At 69.4% G+C, this 16,046-nt stretch carries 13 protein-coding genes and 1 pseudogene; 12 read left to right on the forward strand and 2 right to left on the reverse strand.

All coding sequences use genetic code 11. The features are described from left to right. Positions 1-4 precede the first annotated feature (4 nt). The 7 genes from ABT160_RS32995 (at position 5) to ABT160_RS33025 (ending at position 9,049) form a co-directional block, all read left to right on the forward strand. Entirely contained in the window at positions 5-193 is a 189-nt protein-coding gene (locus ABT160_RS32995; RefSeq protein ID WP_351651630.1) for a DUF397 domain-containing protein, read from the forward strand. Between the two features lie 1,092 nt (positions 194-1,285). Continuing rightward, a complete protein-coding gene (locus ABT160_RS33000) occupies positions 1,286-2,950 on the forward strand; it encodes an FtsK/SpoIIIE domain-containing protein (protein WP_351651617.1) in 1,665 nt (554 codons plus the stop codon). 164 nt (positions 2,951-3,114) lie between these two features. Then, on the forward strand, positions 3,115-4,095 hold the full coding sequence (locus tag ABT160_RS33005; RefSeq protein ID WP_351651618.1) for a bifunctional lytic transglycosylase/C40 family peptidase: 981 nt from the start codon (positions 3,115-3,117) through the stop codon (positions 4,093-4,095). Positions 4,096-4,097: 2 nt separating this feature from the next. Next, entirely contained in the window at positions 4,098-4,373 is a 276-nt protein-coding gene (locus tag ABT160_RS33010) for a hypothetical protein (RefSeq protein ID WP_351651619.1), read from the forward strand. Between the two features lie 6 nt (positions 4,374-4,379). Then, entirely contained in the window at positions 4,380-5,759 is a 1,380-nt protein-coding gene (locus tag ABT160_RS33015; RefSeq protein WP_351651620.1) for a hypothetical protein, read from the forward strand. A gap of 21 nt (positions 5,760-5,780) precedes the next feature. Continuing rightward, a complete protein-coding gene (locus ABT160_RS33020; RefSeq protein WP_351651621.1) occupies positions 5,781-6,872 on the forward strand; it encodes a hypothetical protein in 1,092 nt (363 codons plus the stop codon). Next, complete coding sequence (locus ABT160_RS33025) at positions 6,869-9,049, forward strand: putative type IV secretion/conjugal transfer ATPase (RefSeq protein ID WP_351651622.1); 2,181 nt, start codon at positions 6,869-6,871, stop codon at positions 9,047-9,049. The genes ABT160_RS33020 and ABT160_RS33025 overlap by 4 nt, the downstream gene beginning before the upstream one ends. Positions 9,050-9,334: 285 nt before the next feature. Here the strand turns inward: ABT160_RS33025 and ABT160_RS33030 are convergent, their stop codons facing one another. Next, the gene (locus ABT160_RS33030) at positions 9,335-10,333 is read right to left on the reverse strand and encodes an ArsR/SmtB family transcription factor (RefSeq protein ID WP_351651623.1); all 999 of its coding nucleotides are present in this window, start codon (positions 10,331-10,333) and stop codon (positions 9,335-9,337) included. Positions 10,334-10,399: 66 nt separating this feature from the next. Here ABT160_RS33030 and ABT160_RS33035 point away from each other — a divergent pair, with 66 nt between their 5' ends. Further along, the gene (locus ABT160_RS33035) at positions 10,400-11,308 is read left to right on the forward strand and encodes an aldo/keto reductase (RefSeq protein ID WP_351651624.1); all 909 of its coding nucleotides are present in this window, start codon (positions 10,400-10,402) and stop codon (positions 11,306-11,308) included. A gap of 87 nt (positions 11,309-11,395) precedes the next feature. Continuing rightward, entirely contained in the window at positions 11,396-12,196 is an 801-nt protein-coding gene (locus tag ABT160_RS33040) for a maleylpyruvate isomerase family mycothiol-dependent enzyme (protein ID WP_351651625.1), read from the forward strand. A gap of 48 nt (positions 12,197-12,244) precedes the next feature. Here ABT160_RS33040 and ABT160_RS33045 read toward each other — a convergent pair whose 3' ends face one another. Beyond that, entirely contained in the window at positions 12,245-12,985 is a 741-nt protein-coding gene (locus ABT160_RS33045) for a GNAT family N-acetyltransferase (RefSeq protein ID WP_351651626.1), read from the reverse strand. A 537-nt stretch (positions 12,986-13,522) separates the two neighbouring features. On the opposite strand from ABT160_RS33045, the gene ABT160_RS33050 reads away from it, so the two are divergent. From ABT160_RS33050 to ABT160_RS33060, 3 genes and pseudogenes are all read left to right on the forward strand, one after another. Further along, a complete protein-coding gene (locus ABT160_RS33050; RefSeq protein ID WP_351651631.1) occupies positions 13,523-14,035 on the forward strand; it encodes a DinB family protein in 513 nt (170 codons plus the stop codon). Between the two features lie 68 nt (positions 14,036-14,103). Further along, on the forward strand, positions 14,104-15,363 hold the full coding sequence (locus ABT160_RS33055; protein WP_351651627.1) for a hypothetical protein: 1,260 nt from the start codon (positions 14,104-14,106) through the stop codon (positions 15,361-15,363). 465 nt (positions 15,364-15,828) lie between these two features. Next, a pseudogene (locus ABT160_RS33060) lies at positions 15,829-16,046 on the forward strand (hypothetical protein); the annotation flags it as partial.

Below are 16,046 nucleotides of genomic sequence, written 5' to 3' on the forward strand. Positions count from 1 at the left end.
CGAGATTGCGCCCAAGCAGTCGTGGTTCAAGTCGACCTACAGCAGCGACCAGGGCGGCTCGTGTATCGGCGTGGCCGACCTGGGCACGCAGGTCGGAGTCCGTGACACCAAGGACGACTTCGAGACAGGAGTGGCCTTCCTCGTCGCTGTCGGCTCGTGGAAGGCGTTCATCGAGTTCGTCACCGAGGTCTGATCCAGGCGCCTCTGAATGGCAAGTTCGCCCCCTCAAGCTCCATGGAGGGGGCGAACTCATAGGCGTGACACGGCGAGCCTGTAAGCGGTCGCGCCGCCCGGCCGTGGGCCAAGGGCGCAGCCGGTGGGCGATGTTGTAAGCGGTCACCCGGAGGAGGCGGATCTCGCTGAAGAGGTCCCGCCATGCCTCGTACGGGGACGTGCCGGAAGGGGTGAGGCGGCGTCCACCACCCGTGCGTGGCATGCTTGGACTCGTGCAGGCGTTCGTAGGGTGTTACCCCCTTGAGGACTGCAGCCTGCTGTTCCAGTAGCCAGCGGATGTGGCGACGGAGCTCTGCCCGTCGGGCCGCTCGGGTGCCGTGCACGGTGGGCCTGAAGGGAGCGAACGCCCTGCGGAAGCCCGTGCGCTTCGCTGTCTGTCCGGAGCCCAGGTGCAGGTAGGCGTCGGTGCGGGCGCATATCGGCATGGCAGTGCCGTTGACGGAGGCAGGATCTCGCTCTCGCATCTCTCGGTGCTCGACAGTCAGGGCCGGGCGCCGGTCGGCAGCCCCCGTACTCGCCGTGCCCCACAGTTGAGCCGCAGGTCCACGCGGCGGTCGTGACTGACGTCTGCGGGGTGAACTGCAGGCCATAGTCGGGGTGGTGGCTGCGGGGGTCGGGTAGCCCAGTTGGTCACGGAACCCGTCACTGCATCCGTATCACAGCAGCTGGCCCTCGCGTCTCGACGGCGCGGGCTCCCCGTGTGGGCTGGGTGCACAGACGGTCCCGGCAGTCGCGTTCCTTGGGTACCTCTGCGCGGGGTGTCCGAACTGATGGCTTGATCCTGCCGCGTCGACCGTGCTCGTACAGGCAGTCTCGCCAACTTCCTGAATCTGCCCCCCAACTGAGTGCAACCGTTTGCTAATCTCAAGTGTCCTTACCCGTATGCAAACCTCTCATGGTGCAGCAGAGGGCCGGGGCTGAGGCCTGCCCGGGGGCACTCTTCCGCCCGGAGGGATGCCCGGGCTGCCGTCTGCTTAGCCGTGCGGGACGGAAATGCCCAGGCCAAGCGGGCGAGTTGAAGCTATGATCACCGGTTCCTGTAGGGGGGACAGTGAGTAGACGACGACGCAATGACGACCGGTACGGCGAGCGCGACCGGCGCGGTGACCACGATGAAGACCTGTACGCACACGTCGCAGGTGCAATCGGTGTGCTGGTCGTCGTGACCGCCGCGCTCGCGTCCTTCCAGCAGTGGACCGGTCTGCCGTGGCCGGCTGCGGTCGCCCTGGCCGTCGGGATCCTCCTCTTGCTGGGGTGGGCGGCCTGGCGTATCCGTACGGCGGTGCTGCGCTGGTGGCGGCGCCCGGACGCTGTCACCGCCACGACGGCCGCTGGTACGGCCGTCGGCGGCGATTCGGGTGAGGCGGAGATCCCTCGGCACCCGGAGCTGACGGCCGCACTCGTCCGCTCCGGCGCCATCGGCCGGGACGAGTTCGTCCGGCTGTCCGACGTCCAGGTGGAATCCCTCGGGGTCGGCACCCGGTACAGCTTCCTGCTTCCCGAGGGCCACGCGTTCGCCGAGGTGCAGAAAAGCGTGGTGGCCATCGCGTCGATGTTCGGTGTGACGCAGATGCACATCAAGCTGGAATCGAGTCGCCGCAGTGAGCGGGAAGTGCGAATGCTGGTGCTGTCCGACCCGCCGTTCAGTCAGGAGTTCCCGGCGCCGACCCGTCAACAGGTCCGTGCGTACGAGGGAGTTCCGCTGGGGCACCAGGTCACCGGCGTCCTGGGCGGCGTGGCCGGTTTCGAAAAAGCCTCGATGATGATCGCAGGGATGACGCAGACTGGGAAAACCACGCTGGTGAACGGTCTGATCACGTGCTTGTTGATCGCGTACGGCGATGATATCGACCTGTACCTACTGGACGGAAAATTCAGCGGGTTGACCCGTTTCGAACCGGTCGCGGTGCGCTATGAAGCATCCGACAAGGCATCGGTTTTCGAGTCCATGATTGACGATCTCATCGCCATTTCGGATCGCCGGTACGAGGAGCAACAGAATGCGATTCGCAACCGGCGACCGGTCTCACGTCACCGGCAGATCTTTTTCATCATTGATGAAGCAGCAGACTTCTACGCCGAGACCGGTGAAAAGGGGTCTAAAGAGATCGTCGGCCGGGTAGTGGAAAAGTCGCGGTCGCTGGTGGCGAAGTCTCTTGAGTCCCAGATTTCCACCATCATGCTGACTCAGCGGCCTTCCCGTGAAGCCATTCCGGTCGTGGTGCGTGAGCAGTTCCAGTACCGCGTCAGCCTCTACATGCCATCCGAGGGTGGTGCGAAGGTGGCGCTTGGTGACTCGTATTTCAAGACCGTCGCGCCGATCCACCCTGCGCTGCTAGACCCCGATATCAAGGGCCAAGCAGTGCTGTTCGCGCGCGGTACGTCCACGCTGCTGCGCGGATTCAATTTTCCGGACGACTTCGTGTGGGAGGTGACGGACGACATTCTGTCGCGCCGGGAAAAGAAGATCGAGCAGGCGCCGCCCGTTGCACCGCTGGTGGTGGCAGTCACGCATATGCGGCAGACCGGGGTGGATTTCATGACGACACCCGACCTGGCCGCACTGCTGGGCATCACGACCAACGACGCGACCGACCGCGGAAAGGCCCTGAAATCGCTTCTGGGCGGGGCTCCGGCGGGGCGAGGGCCAGGCGGGCGTGGCTACCACCTGGCCGACATCGAGGCCGCAGCGCGGCGTGCGGGAGGCGCGACATGACCGGCGCGAGCACCGACACAGGTACCGACATGGGCACCGACCGGGGACCGACATGCACCGACGGCGCGGCCCCGTCGACGTCGGTCCCCGTCGGTGGCCATGTCGGTCTGGATGTCGGTCCTGAACAGCGCAGATACCTGAATCGACGATAGGGGAGGGAAATCGTGAAAACAGGCACTGTGGGGGTGCTGGGCGTGGGGGCGACCGTCCTGGTCATCGCGGCGGCGCTCGTCCAGTCGGCCGGCAGCAACCCGATCGTCGGCAAGGTGCTCGGCGTGGACGTTCCCGCCGAGTACCGAGCTCTGATCGAGGATGCCGGTACCGCGTGCCCGGAGATCAGCCCGAATCTTCTGGCCGCCCTGATCAAACAGGAATCCCAATTCAACCCGAGGGCAGATTCCGGACCAGCCAAGGGCATCGCACAGTTCCGTCCGTCCACGTGGGTCACGCACGGCGTGGATGGGAACGGCGACGGCAAGAAGGACATGTGGGACCCCGAGGACGCTATCCCGGCGGCCGCCCAGTACCTGTGCGACGTCGCGAAGGAAGTAAAGAACGTTCCCGGCGACAAACAGGCCAACATGCTGGCGGCCTACAATGCCGGGCCAGGAGCGGTGATAGAGCATCATGGCGTACCGCCCTATGGAGAGACGCGAAACTACGTAAAGATCATCCAGGCGAGTGCGCAGACCCCGTCGGAAGGCTCCAGTGGCTCCGCTGGCGTCACCGCTATCCGTGCCGCCATGGGAATGATCGGAAAGCCATACTCGTGGGGCGGCGGTACGTCCGTGGGCCCGTCCACGGGCATCTGCTGCTCGCCCAACGGAAGCTCCGGGACGAATATCAAAGGTTTTGACTGCTCGGGCCTGGTGCTCTACGCCTACGCCCGCGCTGGAATCAGCCTGCCCCGAACCGCTGCCCAGCAATACGCCGCGACCGAACCGGTCCGGCCGCAGGATTTCCGAGCCGGGGACCTCGTGTTCTTCGGCAGCAGCCCCGCCGGTATCCACCACGTCGGTATCTACGTCGGCGGCGGGCGCATGGTGAACGCGCCGCGCCCCGGCGAAGAAGTCCGGGTGGACGACCTGAAATCCATGTCCGACCTGTACGCGATCGGACGCCCCACACCGAAGAAGGAGATCTAGAAATGGCCCGACACACCACCACGGCTGCCGGTCAGGACCTCTCCAAGGGGTTCACCGACTTCTTCGACACCATCGGAATGACTGGCGGCGGCCTCGTAACCAAGGGGATCGCGGCGGTCATCGCCGTTATCGCGCTGGGGATGCTGTTCAAGGCCTCCACGAACCCCAAGGAAGCCCTGCGCAAGGGGCTCATGGGTGTGGGGACGTTGTTCATCGCAGTGGTACTCGCACTGTACGGCGACACGCTCTTTTCGACCGTCACTAACGCCAAGGGGTGAGCGTAGATGCCCGATGAAGACCCGTGCCGGTATCTGAAAGGCTCACACGCCTACGACTACTGCAAGAACCCGCCGAACAAGACACCGAACGAGGGCATCTGCGACCGGATGGGCCCGGCGGGCGACTACTGCGTCGGCCCGGACGGACAGCCTCGCGGCATGACGAGAGGCGCTCGCGGTCAGGTGGAGCAGCTGGCCACAGACCTCACGAACCAGCTGCGTAAGCTCCTGGGTCCGGGAGAGACGTGGGCGCCCAAGCGGCCGACGGACGCGGTGTACGCCCCGTTTCTGTGGCTTGGACAGCATCTTGCGGTGTCGGTGTTCTTCTGTGTAGTGGTGGTGTGCGGCCTGACGGCCTGGCAGGGAGCCCCACGCCTCCGGCAGATGGGGCAGTCCACCGGGTGGACGCTGGCCGCTGTGGTTGCCATGGTGTCCATTCCTGGCGCGGTGGCACTGCTCAACTCGGCCATCGCCAAGGCCTTCTCGATGGCGTTCGCGTCCGATGACATGACGCTCCTCGGCGCGATCACCGCCGACATGAAGGCCGCAGGCGCGGAGACGAACCCGCTCGGCCAGCTGGTGCTGCTGGCCGCGTTGGTCGTCGCCCTGGCCCTGGCGCTGCTCGTGTTCCTGTGCCGCAACATCGGCATCCTGGCGTTTGTGTGCCTCGCACCGCTGGTGCTCGCGTCCCTGGCACGCGGGGGTGACGTCACTGCTCTGAAGACATGGTTCAACCGCTTGCTGGGGCTGATGTTCGCGCCCATGGCGTTGCTGCTGATTGCGCCCTTCGTCGCCTTGGCCAAGGGGTCACTCATCCTGGACGCGGTGCTGCTGGTGGCTGCTGACCTGGTCATGATGCGGATGATCGTCCACGGGGTGCCGTACGTCGGTCCGCGGCTGGCCGGCGCCGTCCGCGCCCTGGCCGAGCGGCACACTGACAACCGTGCCGCGCTCGCGCTGGTCCGGGTCGGGGTGCCGCGCATGTACGAGCAGGAGACCGCCCGTACGCCGCGCACGGTGCCCACCCCCGGCCGCGCCGTCGGCCAGGACGCGGGCGCTCTGTTCGCCGCGTTCGGCGGCACACCGCGCCAGCAGGGGGTGCGCCTGACGACTGCCTCGGCGATCCAGCAGGCCAAGGACAACGCCGAGCGGCGGGCGAAGGTGCTGGACGCGCGTCGCCAGGCACACGCCCGCCACACCCCGCCCAGGCCTCCCGCAGCCAGGACCACCCCGCCCCACACCCCAGGCACCGCCGCCGGGCCGACGGCTCCTGGCCCCCGCCCGGGTACACCACCGACACCGACACCGACGGGGCCGCCGACGCCGCCGGGGGCGGGTCCGCGCCCCGCGCCGGGCACACCACCGTCCGGTCCGACCACGCCCTGATCTGTTCCGAGAGGAGTCACCGTGTATACGCTGTCCCCCGGCTACCGCGTGCCCGCGCTGCAACGCGGCCTGTCCCCGGCCGAAGTCCTGGTCACCAAGGCGAACGCGCTGGCCGCAGGCGCCGTGCTTGCCTCGGCGGTCATCACCCCGCCGCCCCCGCTCGCATTCGCTGTGGTGGCGGCCGTCGCCGCCTTGATCAACATCGTGGTCGGGCGCCGGTCTGTGGCCCGGTGGGCAGCGGTGGGCGTACGTCACCTGACCGAGCGGCGCACGACTCGCTTGCCCGTCACCCGGGTAGCCACCCGTACGTGGACTCTCTACCCCCATCACGGGGCGATGCAGGACCCTGTGTCCCGCGAGGTACTGCACGCCGCCCTCGCACGGGCGCTCACCTTCGCGGGCGGGCAGGCGCGCGGCGCCGGTATCCAGATCCACATCACCCACCACGCGACCATCGGCGCCTACACCGATCACACGCAGACGGTGTCGGTCCACATCCCGCGCGGCCTTGTCGGCCACCCCGAGCGGGTCATCGACACCATCGCCGCCGAACTGGGCAGCCTCGGTTCCCTGGAGGAAGTCACCCCCGGTCCGGCTGAGACGGTGAAGGGCCGCACCGGCGGGTGGGTGGCTCTGGCCGATGGCCGCTACGTCGCAACAGCCCGCATCACAGCGTGGCCGGACGAAACGGACGGCGACATGATGCCGCGTCTACTGCTGGGTGCCGGAACCGATCCCGCGCTCGCTGGTACGGGCCGCGCCCTGGGTGTCCTCTACCGGCCGCTGCCCGCCACACAGTCGCGCCGCTCGGCGATGTGGGCCCGCGCGGCCTCCGGCGCGTTCGTCACCGATTCCGTCAAGGCCGACCAGCAGTCGACGGTCGGTGCGACCACTCACGACGCCCTCGTACAAGGCGCCTGTCTGGTGGACGTCGACGCGTACCTGACCGTATGGGCAGACACCCCCGAGGCAGTCATACAGGCGTGTTGGGATGCGACGCTGACCGCCGACCGGCACCGCATGGGACTGGACTGGTTGACCGGCCAGCAGACTCGCGCGCACGTGATGACCACCCCGTACGGCGCGCGCGCCCGGAAGGGAGCCGTACTGTGATCCGTCTCCCGGCCACCGCTGCCGCGGTCACGGCCCCGCTGGTCGCCTCCGACACCGCGTTCCCCGGGATCCCGATCGGCCGGTCCCTCACCGACGGACGGCAGTTCCGGCTTTCCCCGGTGCTGGTGGACGGCCGACTGCTGCCCGCTACGAACTCGCTCGCGCTCGGCGGCCTCGGGTCGGGCAAGTCCACCACCTCCAAGGTACGGCTGCTGCGGGAGATCTCCGAGCACGGCCACCAAGGCGTGGTGGTCGACAGCTACGGTGAGGACGGCACCTCGGGGGAGTGGGCAGCCTTGACCCGCGCGGTCGGCGGCCTGGTCGTCGAAGCGGGCACCTTCACCCTCAACCCCTGCTCGCCCATACTGCCCCGTGAGGTCCGCGAGCAGCTCGTGCGCTCGCTCATCGCGGCGGTGGAGCCCGATGCCCTCTCCCACCACGCCACCCACGCCGTCCAGCACGTCATGAACGACCGCCGCGCGACCGACCTGCACGGAGTGGTCGACGCCCTCGTGGATCCCCGGGCGGGCCGCTGGCCGGCGTCGCGGCTGTCCGAGTGGGGCGAGGGCGCCGCGATCGCTCTCTCGCGCTACACCGAAGGGTCGCTCACCGGCCTCTTCGACAGCGCCGACACACGGTTACCGCCCACGGACCGGCCCCTGATCTCGTTCGACTTCTCCCGCCTCGACCGCAACAGTCCGGCCATTCCCGCACTCATGGCCGCCATCGCGTGCTGGGTGGAACACGTGTGGCTGCGCCAGTCGACCGCCCCGCATCGGCACTTGGTCCTGGAGGAGGCCTGGCAGGTGCTCCTCTCACCTGCCACGGCGGAGCTGATCCAGCGACTGCTGAAGAACTCCCGCAAAGCGGCGCTCAGCCTGGACTGCGTCATGCACACCCTCTCCGACCTCGGCGACGGCCGAGCCCAAGACCTGGCGAAGCTGTGCGAAATCGTGCACGTCGGGCGTCTCGGGCCGGAGGAGGCCGCAGTCGTTGGCGCGCTCCTCGGACTGCCCGCGTGGGCCGTCGACCGCATCCCGATGCTTGGTCCGGGCGAGGCGGTGTGGAAGGTCGGCCCGCACTACGTGGACGTCGTCGCCACCACGCTCTCCGAGGAGGAGGCCGAGCTGACCGACACGTCGCGTCGCCGTCGTGCAGCGCAGGAGGCGCAGGCGGCTACTGAGCAGATCACAGTGGAACCCGCCTCGGCGGCGGGCCCGGAAGCCGTTACCAGTTTGTCCGAGGCTGTCCCCGAGGCACGCACTGCTCACACTCCGGCCGCGGCCGCGCCTGTCCCCGTTCTCGCGTCCGTCGCGGGTGGCGCCGATGCGCCACGCTCTGCTGCGGCGTACGCCCTGAGCGCACGGCACCAGGTCGCTCTCCAGGCAGCCCGCGAGGGCCGGTTCAGCGAGGCGGCGGATGTCGCCGTCCTCGGCGAGCGCGAGGACATCCGGGCCCACGGCATCGATTCCCCTCAGGCCCTTGCGTGGACAGTGGTGCGCGCGCACGTCGCTGAACTGGCTGGAAACGAGGCCCACTCCGCCCGCCTGCGCGCTACCGTCGCCCGCATGGCCAACGGCAAAGGCAACGAGTGGTTCGAGCAGCCCACCGGCGAACAGGCACAGTGGTACAGCGTCGACCCGTCCCCCGAGCCGGCCACCGGAGCACCACCCGCGCCGCTCACCCCGCCGCGCAGACGTCGGCGACTGTGGCCCTACGTGGCCAGCGCCATTGTCCTGGCCCTGACCACCGCTGCCGTCTGGCAGAGCGGCGACCAGGACCGCCAGCAGAAGCGTGAGACGGAGCGGGCCGCCGCCTACCAGGGTCGTGCCATGGCCACGCTGAAGATGGCCGGCATCCTCACCGACCTGAACGCCCAGTGGAGCCGGGAGACCAACACTGTGGACGTGGAACTGCGCATGTACTTCGAGACAGGCGCGAAGTACCTGCGTATCGAGTCAGGTGGCAAGTCCGACACCAGCGTCAAGGACGATGGGTATACCGAGGATCCTCAACTCAGCTTGCCCGTCAGCGACATCAATGCGGACGTCTCTGTGCGTGTTCTGATCGGCGGACCGACCTGGAAACGGGGTGCGCCCTTGGAGACGCGTACCGTGCGCCTGTCTCCGACAGGCATGGCGTACGACGCCGACACTGGCAAGGTGCTGTCCCGGTAATCCGAACCGCCCGCCGTTCCCAGACCTTGATGCCTTCCAAGGAAAGGAGAGTCTGCAGCAGGTTCACGTACTCTTCGGCGTCGGCCAACCAGGTGGCTTCGGACGGGCAGGACGGGGTTGACCGAGTCCAAGATCCTTCACGGACGCGCGGTCAGAACCCCATTCGCTGAGCGCGGCGCCCCGGTCCTCGTACGGTACCGCGCAGCCGTACGACCGAGACGTCGGCGTGTGCGGGCCGTGCAGTGGGGTGGTCGGCGCCGGAAGTCCCTCGGGGTTGACGTGAGGTCAGGCGGATGCGGCTTGGAGGAGGGTTTCGGCTGCGGTGGTGCGGGCGTAGAGGACGGAGCGGCCGGCGCGGTGGGCGCTGACCAGGCCCGCGCTGCGCAGCGCGGTGAGGTATTGGGATACCCCGGCGGGGGAGAGTCCGGTGCGGTGGGCCAGCTGTGTGGTGGAAGCCGGGATCTCCAACTCCGTCAGCAGCAGAGTCCGTGAGCGGCCCAGTACGGCGGACAGGGCGTCGGCTCGCTTGACGGGCCGCGCCTGCCAGAGCGCGCCGACACCGCGTGCCGGATAGGCGAGTTGGGGCGGGTCCGGCGGCGTTGTTCGGGTGCGCAGCCCCGGTCCGGTGAAGGCCGAGGGGATCAGCAGCAGTCCCGTACCTGCCGTCGCGCGGGTCAGTGGCTGCTTCCGGCCGGATATCCGCAGCGCATTGTCGTCCCAGCTCAGCGACGTGTGCAGGTCGTTGAGGAGATGTCCCGCGCCGTGCTCGGCGGCCAAGCGGGCCCGGTGGAGGACATCGGCGTTCAGGATGGTCTGGACGCGTGCCCAGTACGGGGCGAGCGCCAGTTCCCAGTACGTTGCGAGTTCATCTGTGACCTTGGCGAGGCAGGTCTGCGGATCGGCATGCAGGGAGCGCAGCCGGGGGCCGAGGCCGTTCTGATGGCGGGCCAGGTGGTCGAGGTCCCGACGTACCCGGTCTGCGGGCGAGGCCCGGATCGTGTCCCACTCCGCCGCCGCGGTGGGGGCCGGTCCGGCGGGCGCCGGGTTGAGGAAGTCGGGTATGTAGCCGCCGGTGGGCGGGATCAGCTCGCGTAGCCAGCCCCGGTCCAGTCCGGCGGCCACCATACGCGGGCGTACCTGGTCGGCCCAAGGCCGGTGGACCGGATGCGTAGTGCCGGATGTCAGCAGCCGGAAGCTGGGCGCGACCTCCCACATCGGTGAGACGGCGAACCGCACCTGCGCCAGATCGCTCGCCGAGAACGCCAGCTCTGCCAGAACAGCCACCCCCCAACGGATTCAGGCATGTGTGAATCAATGGCGGTCAGGCTACCGTGCGCAGATCATCACGCCATGACTTCACAGACGATCAACGCGGCGGCATCGGGCACCTGGCAGCTCGGCGACCTGACAGTCAACCGGATCGGTTTCGGCGCGATGCGCCTGCCGCAACACGGCGAGGCGTTCGCGACCGATGCCGTCCCCCGCGACCGCGACCAGGCGATCAGAGTGCTGCGCCGCGCGATCGAGCTCGGTGTGAACCACATCGACACTGCAGCGTTCTACTTCTCCCCGCTGCGCTCCGCCAACGAACTGATCAACCAGGCACTGGTCCCCTACCCAGATGACCTCGTCATCACCACCAAGGTCGGACCAGGCCGCGACCCCGCGGGACAGTGGCTGCCGCACGCCACCCCCGAGCAACTGCGCGGCCAGGTCGAGGAGAACCTGCGCCAGCTCGGCCGCGACCACCTCGACGTGGTCAACCTGCGCATCGTCGGCACCGATTCCATCGCCGAACGCTTCGGCGCACTCGCCGACCTGCGCGAGGCAGGGCTCATCCGCCATCTGGGCCTGTCCAACGTCCGCGCACACCACCTCACCGAGGCCCAGGCCATCGCCCCCGTGGTGTGCGTCCAGAACATGTACGGCATCGGCGCATCACCCGAGCAGAAGGAGCTCCTGGACATGTGCGGCGAACAACGCATCGCGTTCGTGCCGTTCTACTCGATCGCCGGCACCGGACGCACCGCCGGCGCGACCACCGACGACAGCCCGGAGGTGCACGCCATCGCCCGCGCCCACGGGGTGAGCACAGCCCAGATCCGGCTCGCGTGGACCCTGCACCAGGGCCCCCATGTCCTGGCCATCCCCGGCACCGGCGACCTCGACCACCTCGTCCAGAACGTCGCCACCGGCTCCCTGCGCCTGTCCGAGGACGAACTCACCGCCCTGGACCCCCTCCACCATGAGCCGGCATGAGCAAGTGGCTCTTGCTGTAACGAACTTGAGGGCGGGGGCTGTGAAAATCGCTGTCCGATCACCGGTGCACGGTGATAGACACCCGACGTGGAAAAGAATCTCGAGTTCCCTGACCTGTTGCGACTGATCGACGAACGGTCGACCGCCTTCCGCGCTGTGGTCGCCGCCGTGCCCGGTCTCGACGCGCAGGTGACGAGCTGCCCCGGGTGGACGCTGTTCGATCTGGTGAAGCACCTGGGCGGGGGAGACCGTTTCTGGGCCGCCATCGTCGCTGCGGGGCCTGCCGACGCTCCCCCGGCCGAGGCCGTCGCCGCGCGCGCCGCGCTGGAACTGCCGCAGGAGCGTGAGGAACTGCTGGCCTGGCTGGACGCGTCGACGCAGCTCCTGCTGGGCGCGCTGCGCGCGGCGGGACCGGAGAGCGGTTGCTGGACGTGGTGGCCCGCGTCGCAGTCACCGCGGACCGTCGGCGGTACCGCCCGGCACCGGGTCCAGGAGAGCGCGGTGCACACCTACGACGCCCAGCTCGCCGGGGGCTCTCCGCAGCCGCTGCCGGTCGAGCTGGCACTCGACGGTGTGGAGGAGTTCCTGTTCACCGTCTGTGCGACGCCGAGTGCCTGGCCGCACCAGCCGACGGCCTTCGACTTCCACGCCGCCGAGGGCCGCTCATGGCGCCTCACCGTCGACGGCGACGGCGCACGCATCACCCGCGTCCCCGCGCCCACCGCCGCGACCGGCGAAGACTCGGACGCAGCCGGCGCCTCCGTCCACGGCACGGCCAGTGAACTGGTCCTCTACCTGTACGACCGGATCAAGGCCGACTCCTTGCGCGTTGACGGAGACTCAGGGCTGCTCGACCTGCTCCGCGCCTGGGAGCCGGAGGAGAAGTAGGAGGTAGCGGCGGGGGCGGTTGGCCGCAGTGGGGGAACAGGGCCCCGATCAGGTAAGGCTCCGGCCGTCAGCGCGATCGTCCTGGCTCTCGCGCAGGTCGGCCAGCGCATGCCTCTGGCGCCCCTCCGCGTCGAAGTTCTCGGGTGCGAGCCAGTCGCGGAAGGCCTCGCGGATCGCGGGCCATTCGCTGTCGACGATGGAGTACCAGGCGGTGTCGCGGTTGCGCCCCCGGTACACCACGGCCTGGCGGAAGATGCCCTCGAAGGTGAAACCGAGGCGGTCGGCGGCCTTGCGCGAGGGGGCGTTGAGGGCGTCGCACTTCCATTCGTAGCGACGGTAGCCGAGGGCGTCGAACGCGTAGGCCATCAGCAGGTACTGCGCCTCGGTGGATACCGGGGTGCGCTGGAGCAGCGGCGAGAAGACCACGTACCCGACCTCGATGACACCGTCCGCCGGGTCGTGCCGCATGAGGGAGAGGGTGCCGGCCGCCTTGCCCGTGGCGTTGTCGATGACCGTGTAGTGCAGGGGGTCGCTGCTGCGGGCGGCGTCCTCGGCCCAGGCGCGGTAGTGGTCGGCGTCCTTGAACGGTCCGACGGGCAGGTAGGTCCAGTTCCGTCCGTCGGGGGCGCTCGCGTAGGCCGCGTACAGGTCGTCCGCGTGACGGGCGGGGTCGAGCGGCTCGAGTCGGCAGTAGGTGCCCTTGAGCGTGGTGCGCGCGGGGGCGGGGCGGGGCGTCCACTGGGGGAGCGGCTCCCCGACGGGCTGGCCGTAGGCGTTCTGCTGTGTCACTTGATCTCCGGGTCGCTCGTTCTTCCCGGTCAGAGTACGTCCACGGTGCCGGTCGCGGCCGTGCCGGTGGGCCGGCTGAGAACAGGGGGCGGGAAGGTCATCCGTTTCCTGGACTGCTCGGCGAAGGCCGCCGTCGAGGTCGTGCGCACCGCCTGCACAGACGTACGCGAAGAAGCCGCGGCGCTCACCGTGCCCACGCTGATCGAGCACGGCGACGCGGCCGCCTCGGCGCCGGTGGACCCGTGCGGACGGCGCCTGGCCCGCATCATCCCGGGCAGCACCTACAAGGAGAACCCGGCGGCGAGGCACGTCCTGTTCCCCACCTACGCCGCGCGGTTCATCCCAGGCGTGGCGGAGTCCGTGAAGGCCAACTCACCGTATGCGGGAACTGCTTGTTCCCCGCCGCCGGATCGTCCCGGGCGCGCAGCCCACGCGGCCTCCTCGGACGGGCCATCGGGCCGCTGGCCGCCACCACCGGCGCGCGGCCACTGCCAGGGCCCGCGCCGATGCCCGGGGACACCCAGTGATAATCGTCCGATGGCCACGAACGAACGCCCTGTACCGCCCCTGAACGCCGACGAACGCACCACACTGGAAGGCTGGCTCGACTTCCACCGCGCCACCCTCGCCCTGAAGTGCGAGGGCCTGGACGACGAGCAGGCCGCCCTCGCGTCCGTCCCGCCGTCCGCCTTCACCCTCACCGGACTCGTCCAGCACCTGGCCGAGGTGGAGCGCAACTGGTTCCGCCGCGTGTTCGCGGGCGAGCAGGCTCCGCCCATCCACGACCCGCACGCCGACCCCGACGGCCCCGACGGAGGATTCGAACTGGCCGACGGCGCCACCCTCAGCGACGCCCTCGCCACCTGGCAGGCAGAGGTCGTACGGGCCCGCGAGCTCTGCGCCGGCCACGAGCTGACCGACACCGGCCGCTTCATGGGCCAGGACGTCAGCCTGCGCTGGATCTATGTGCACATGATCGAGGAGTACGCGCGCCACAACGGCCACGCCGACCTGCTCCGGGAACGCGTCGACGGCACCACCGGCGTGTAGCGGTCCGACGGCCGCTCGCCAGCGACGGCTTCGCTTGAAGCCGCCCCACCGTGGGAAGGCTCCGCCGCATGCGGGCCTTGAGCGACGTGGAGCTCCTTCGTCAGGAAGCGGCGTGGCTGCGGGACGTCGCCCGGCGGACCCGGGTGTACGCGCGGGCGTTCCCCGACCTCGGTGACGACGAGCGGCGCAGGATCCAGGCGGCCGTGTTCCATGCCTGGATACGCACCCGCTTCCCGCTCAACCTCCAGTTCGTGACCAACTACGCCGCCACGGTCATCACCGCGGTGGGCATGGCTGCCGCGTCCACCGTCGCAGGACTGACGGGCGCGGTGTTCGCCGCCGACTCCAACGGTTCCGCCGGAGCGCCCTGGTGGCTGTTTCCGCTGGCAGTCTGGGCCGCCGTCTGCGTCGGGGCCCTGTACGCGGCCCGCCATGACGTCGAGTTGGTCGTCTCCTTGTTCGACCGGCTCGGCCGGACCGGGACGGCCTGGCGCCTGAGGAATCCGCAGCTCGCCTACTGGTTCGTGCCGGCGACGCTGCTGGCGACCGTCGTGGTCGGCGCGGTGGCCTCCTGGCTGGCCGTGGCGACGGCCTTGACCGTCGGGCCGGGAGGACGGTTGACCGCCGCGGCGGCAGGGCTGTTCGGCCTGCTCCTGGGAGCGCAGGCGAACCAGTGGATCGCATCGGTCGAGCGCGTCCTCAACCGCCGCTACCGGCAGCCGCACCGATCACGCCCCCTCGACTCGCTGCTGGTCGAGCTGATGACGGCCACGTCGGCATGCTTCCACGGCCGCTCCCGCTGGTGGGACCCGCGGCACGTCGCGGTGGTACGGGCCAGGTTGGCCGAGGCTGTCGTGGCCGCCCAGGACCACGGCGACACCCGGCGCCGGACGTCGATCACCGAAGTCGCGTCCCGGCGCCAGGCACGCCAGTTCCACGCCACCCTGGCGGAACTGGTGCGGCGCCACGACCGCGCGATCACGCACGCGCGCACCGCCCGGGAGTACGACACCGTCCTGGCCTCGCTGCGTTCGGGCGTCCTCGCCCTCGTGGACGGGGACCTGGACGCCCTGCTGGAGCACGGTGCGACCGAGCCGCCCGCCTCCAAGGCCGCCCGCCTGCTGCGCCGCACGGCGCCCAGCCTGACGCTGGTCGCATTCGCCGTGGTCATACCCCTGCTCCCGGGCGTGGACGGAGCCACGGGCGGGGGCGTCCGGGTGCTGCTCCTGATGACGGCCGCGCTCGCCCTGACCCCGGCCGGCGACAGTGCCTCCGGCTCCGTGCGCTCCGCACTGGAGCGGTCCCTGTTCCCCAAGGGCGCGTCGTGAGGATCCCGTACGACGAACTGCACACCGCAGCGGTTGCGTTGCCCTGACCGAAGGAAGTCCCGGCCTTGAGAGACCCGGGGCCGGTACGACGTCCACGCCGTCCGCGGCCACGCGGGCGCCCGCTCGCTCCAGGCCGAGACGACCGACGACCGTGAGCTGATTCTCACAGCCGCTCGCGGAACCGGTTGTAGAGAAACCCCCTGCTACACCGGGCATTTGAGCACCAGAGCGGGCATACGGTACGCGTGAAGGTGCGTCACGTCGTGCGTGGCGGTGCCGGCGGCGGAGCCCGACGCCCCCCGCCACGACGCGACGCACGAAGCGCCTCCCTATGATCGTTGGTCTGCATCCGCGCAGATGAGCGAGGTGCGGCCGGTGTCCCGCACGACACCTCCCAGGCCGCCCACGGCTCGCGCCGAGCGCTCAACCGCGTACCCCCACACGCAACAGGAACAGGTACTGACCATGCCTAGCGCCACCACCGCCCTCATCGACCCCCCGCGCACGAACATCGACTCCCCGCGCACGAACGACGCCCTGCTGACTGCCGCCCGGCCGACGGGGATTCACCGCACCGGCACCGCCTCCCCCGTGCAGCGCGTCACGGTGGCGGTGTACGCCCCGGATCCGATCCTGTACGTGGGTGTGGTCCACCAGTTGCGTCAGCGTCCGGAGATCGAGCT

This window comes from Streptomyces sp. NPDC001941 (assembly GCF_040296945.1).
Classification (GTDB): domain Bacteria; phylum Actinomycetota; class Actinomycetes; order Streptomycetales; family Streptomycetaceae; genus Streptomyces.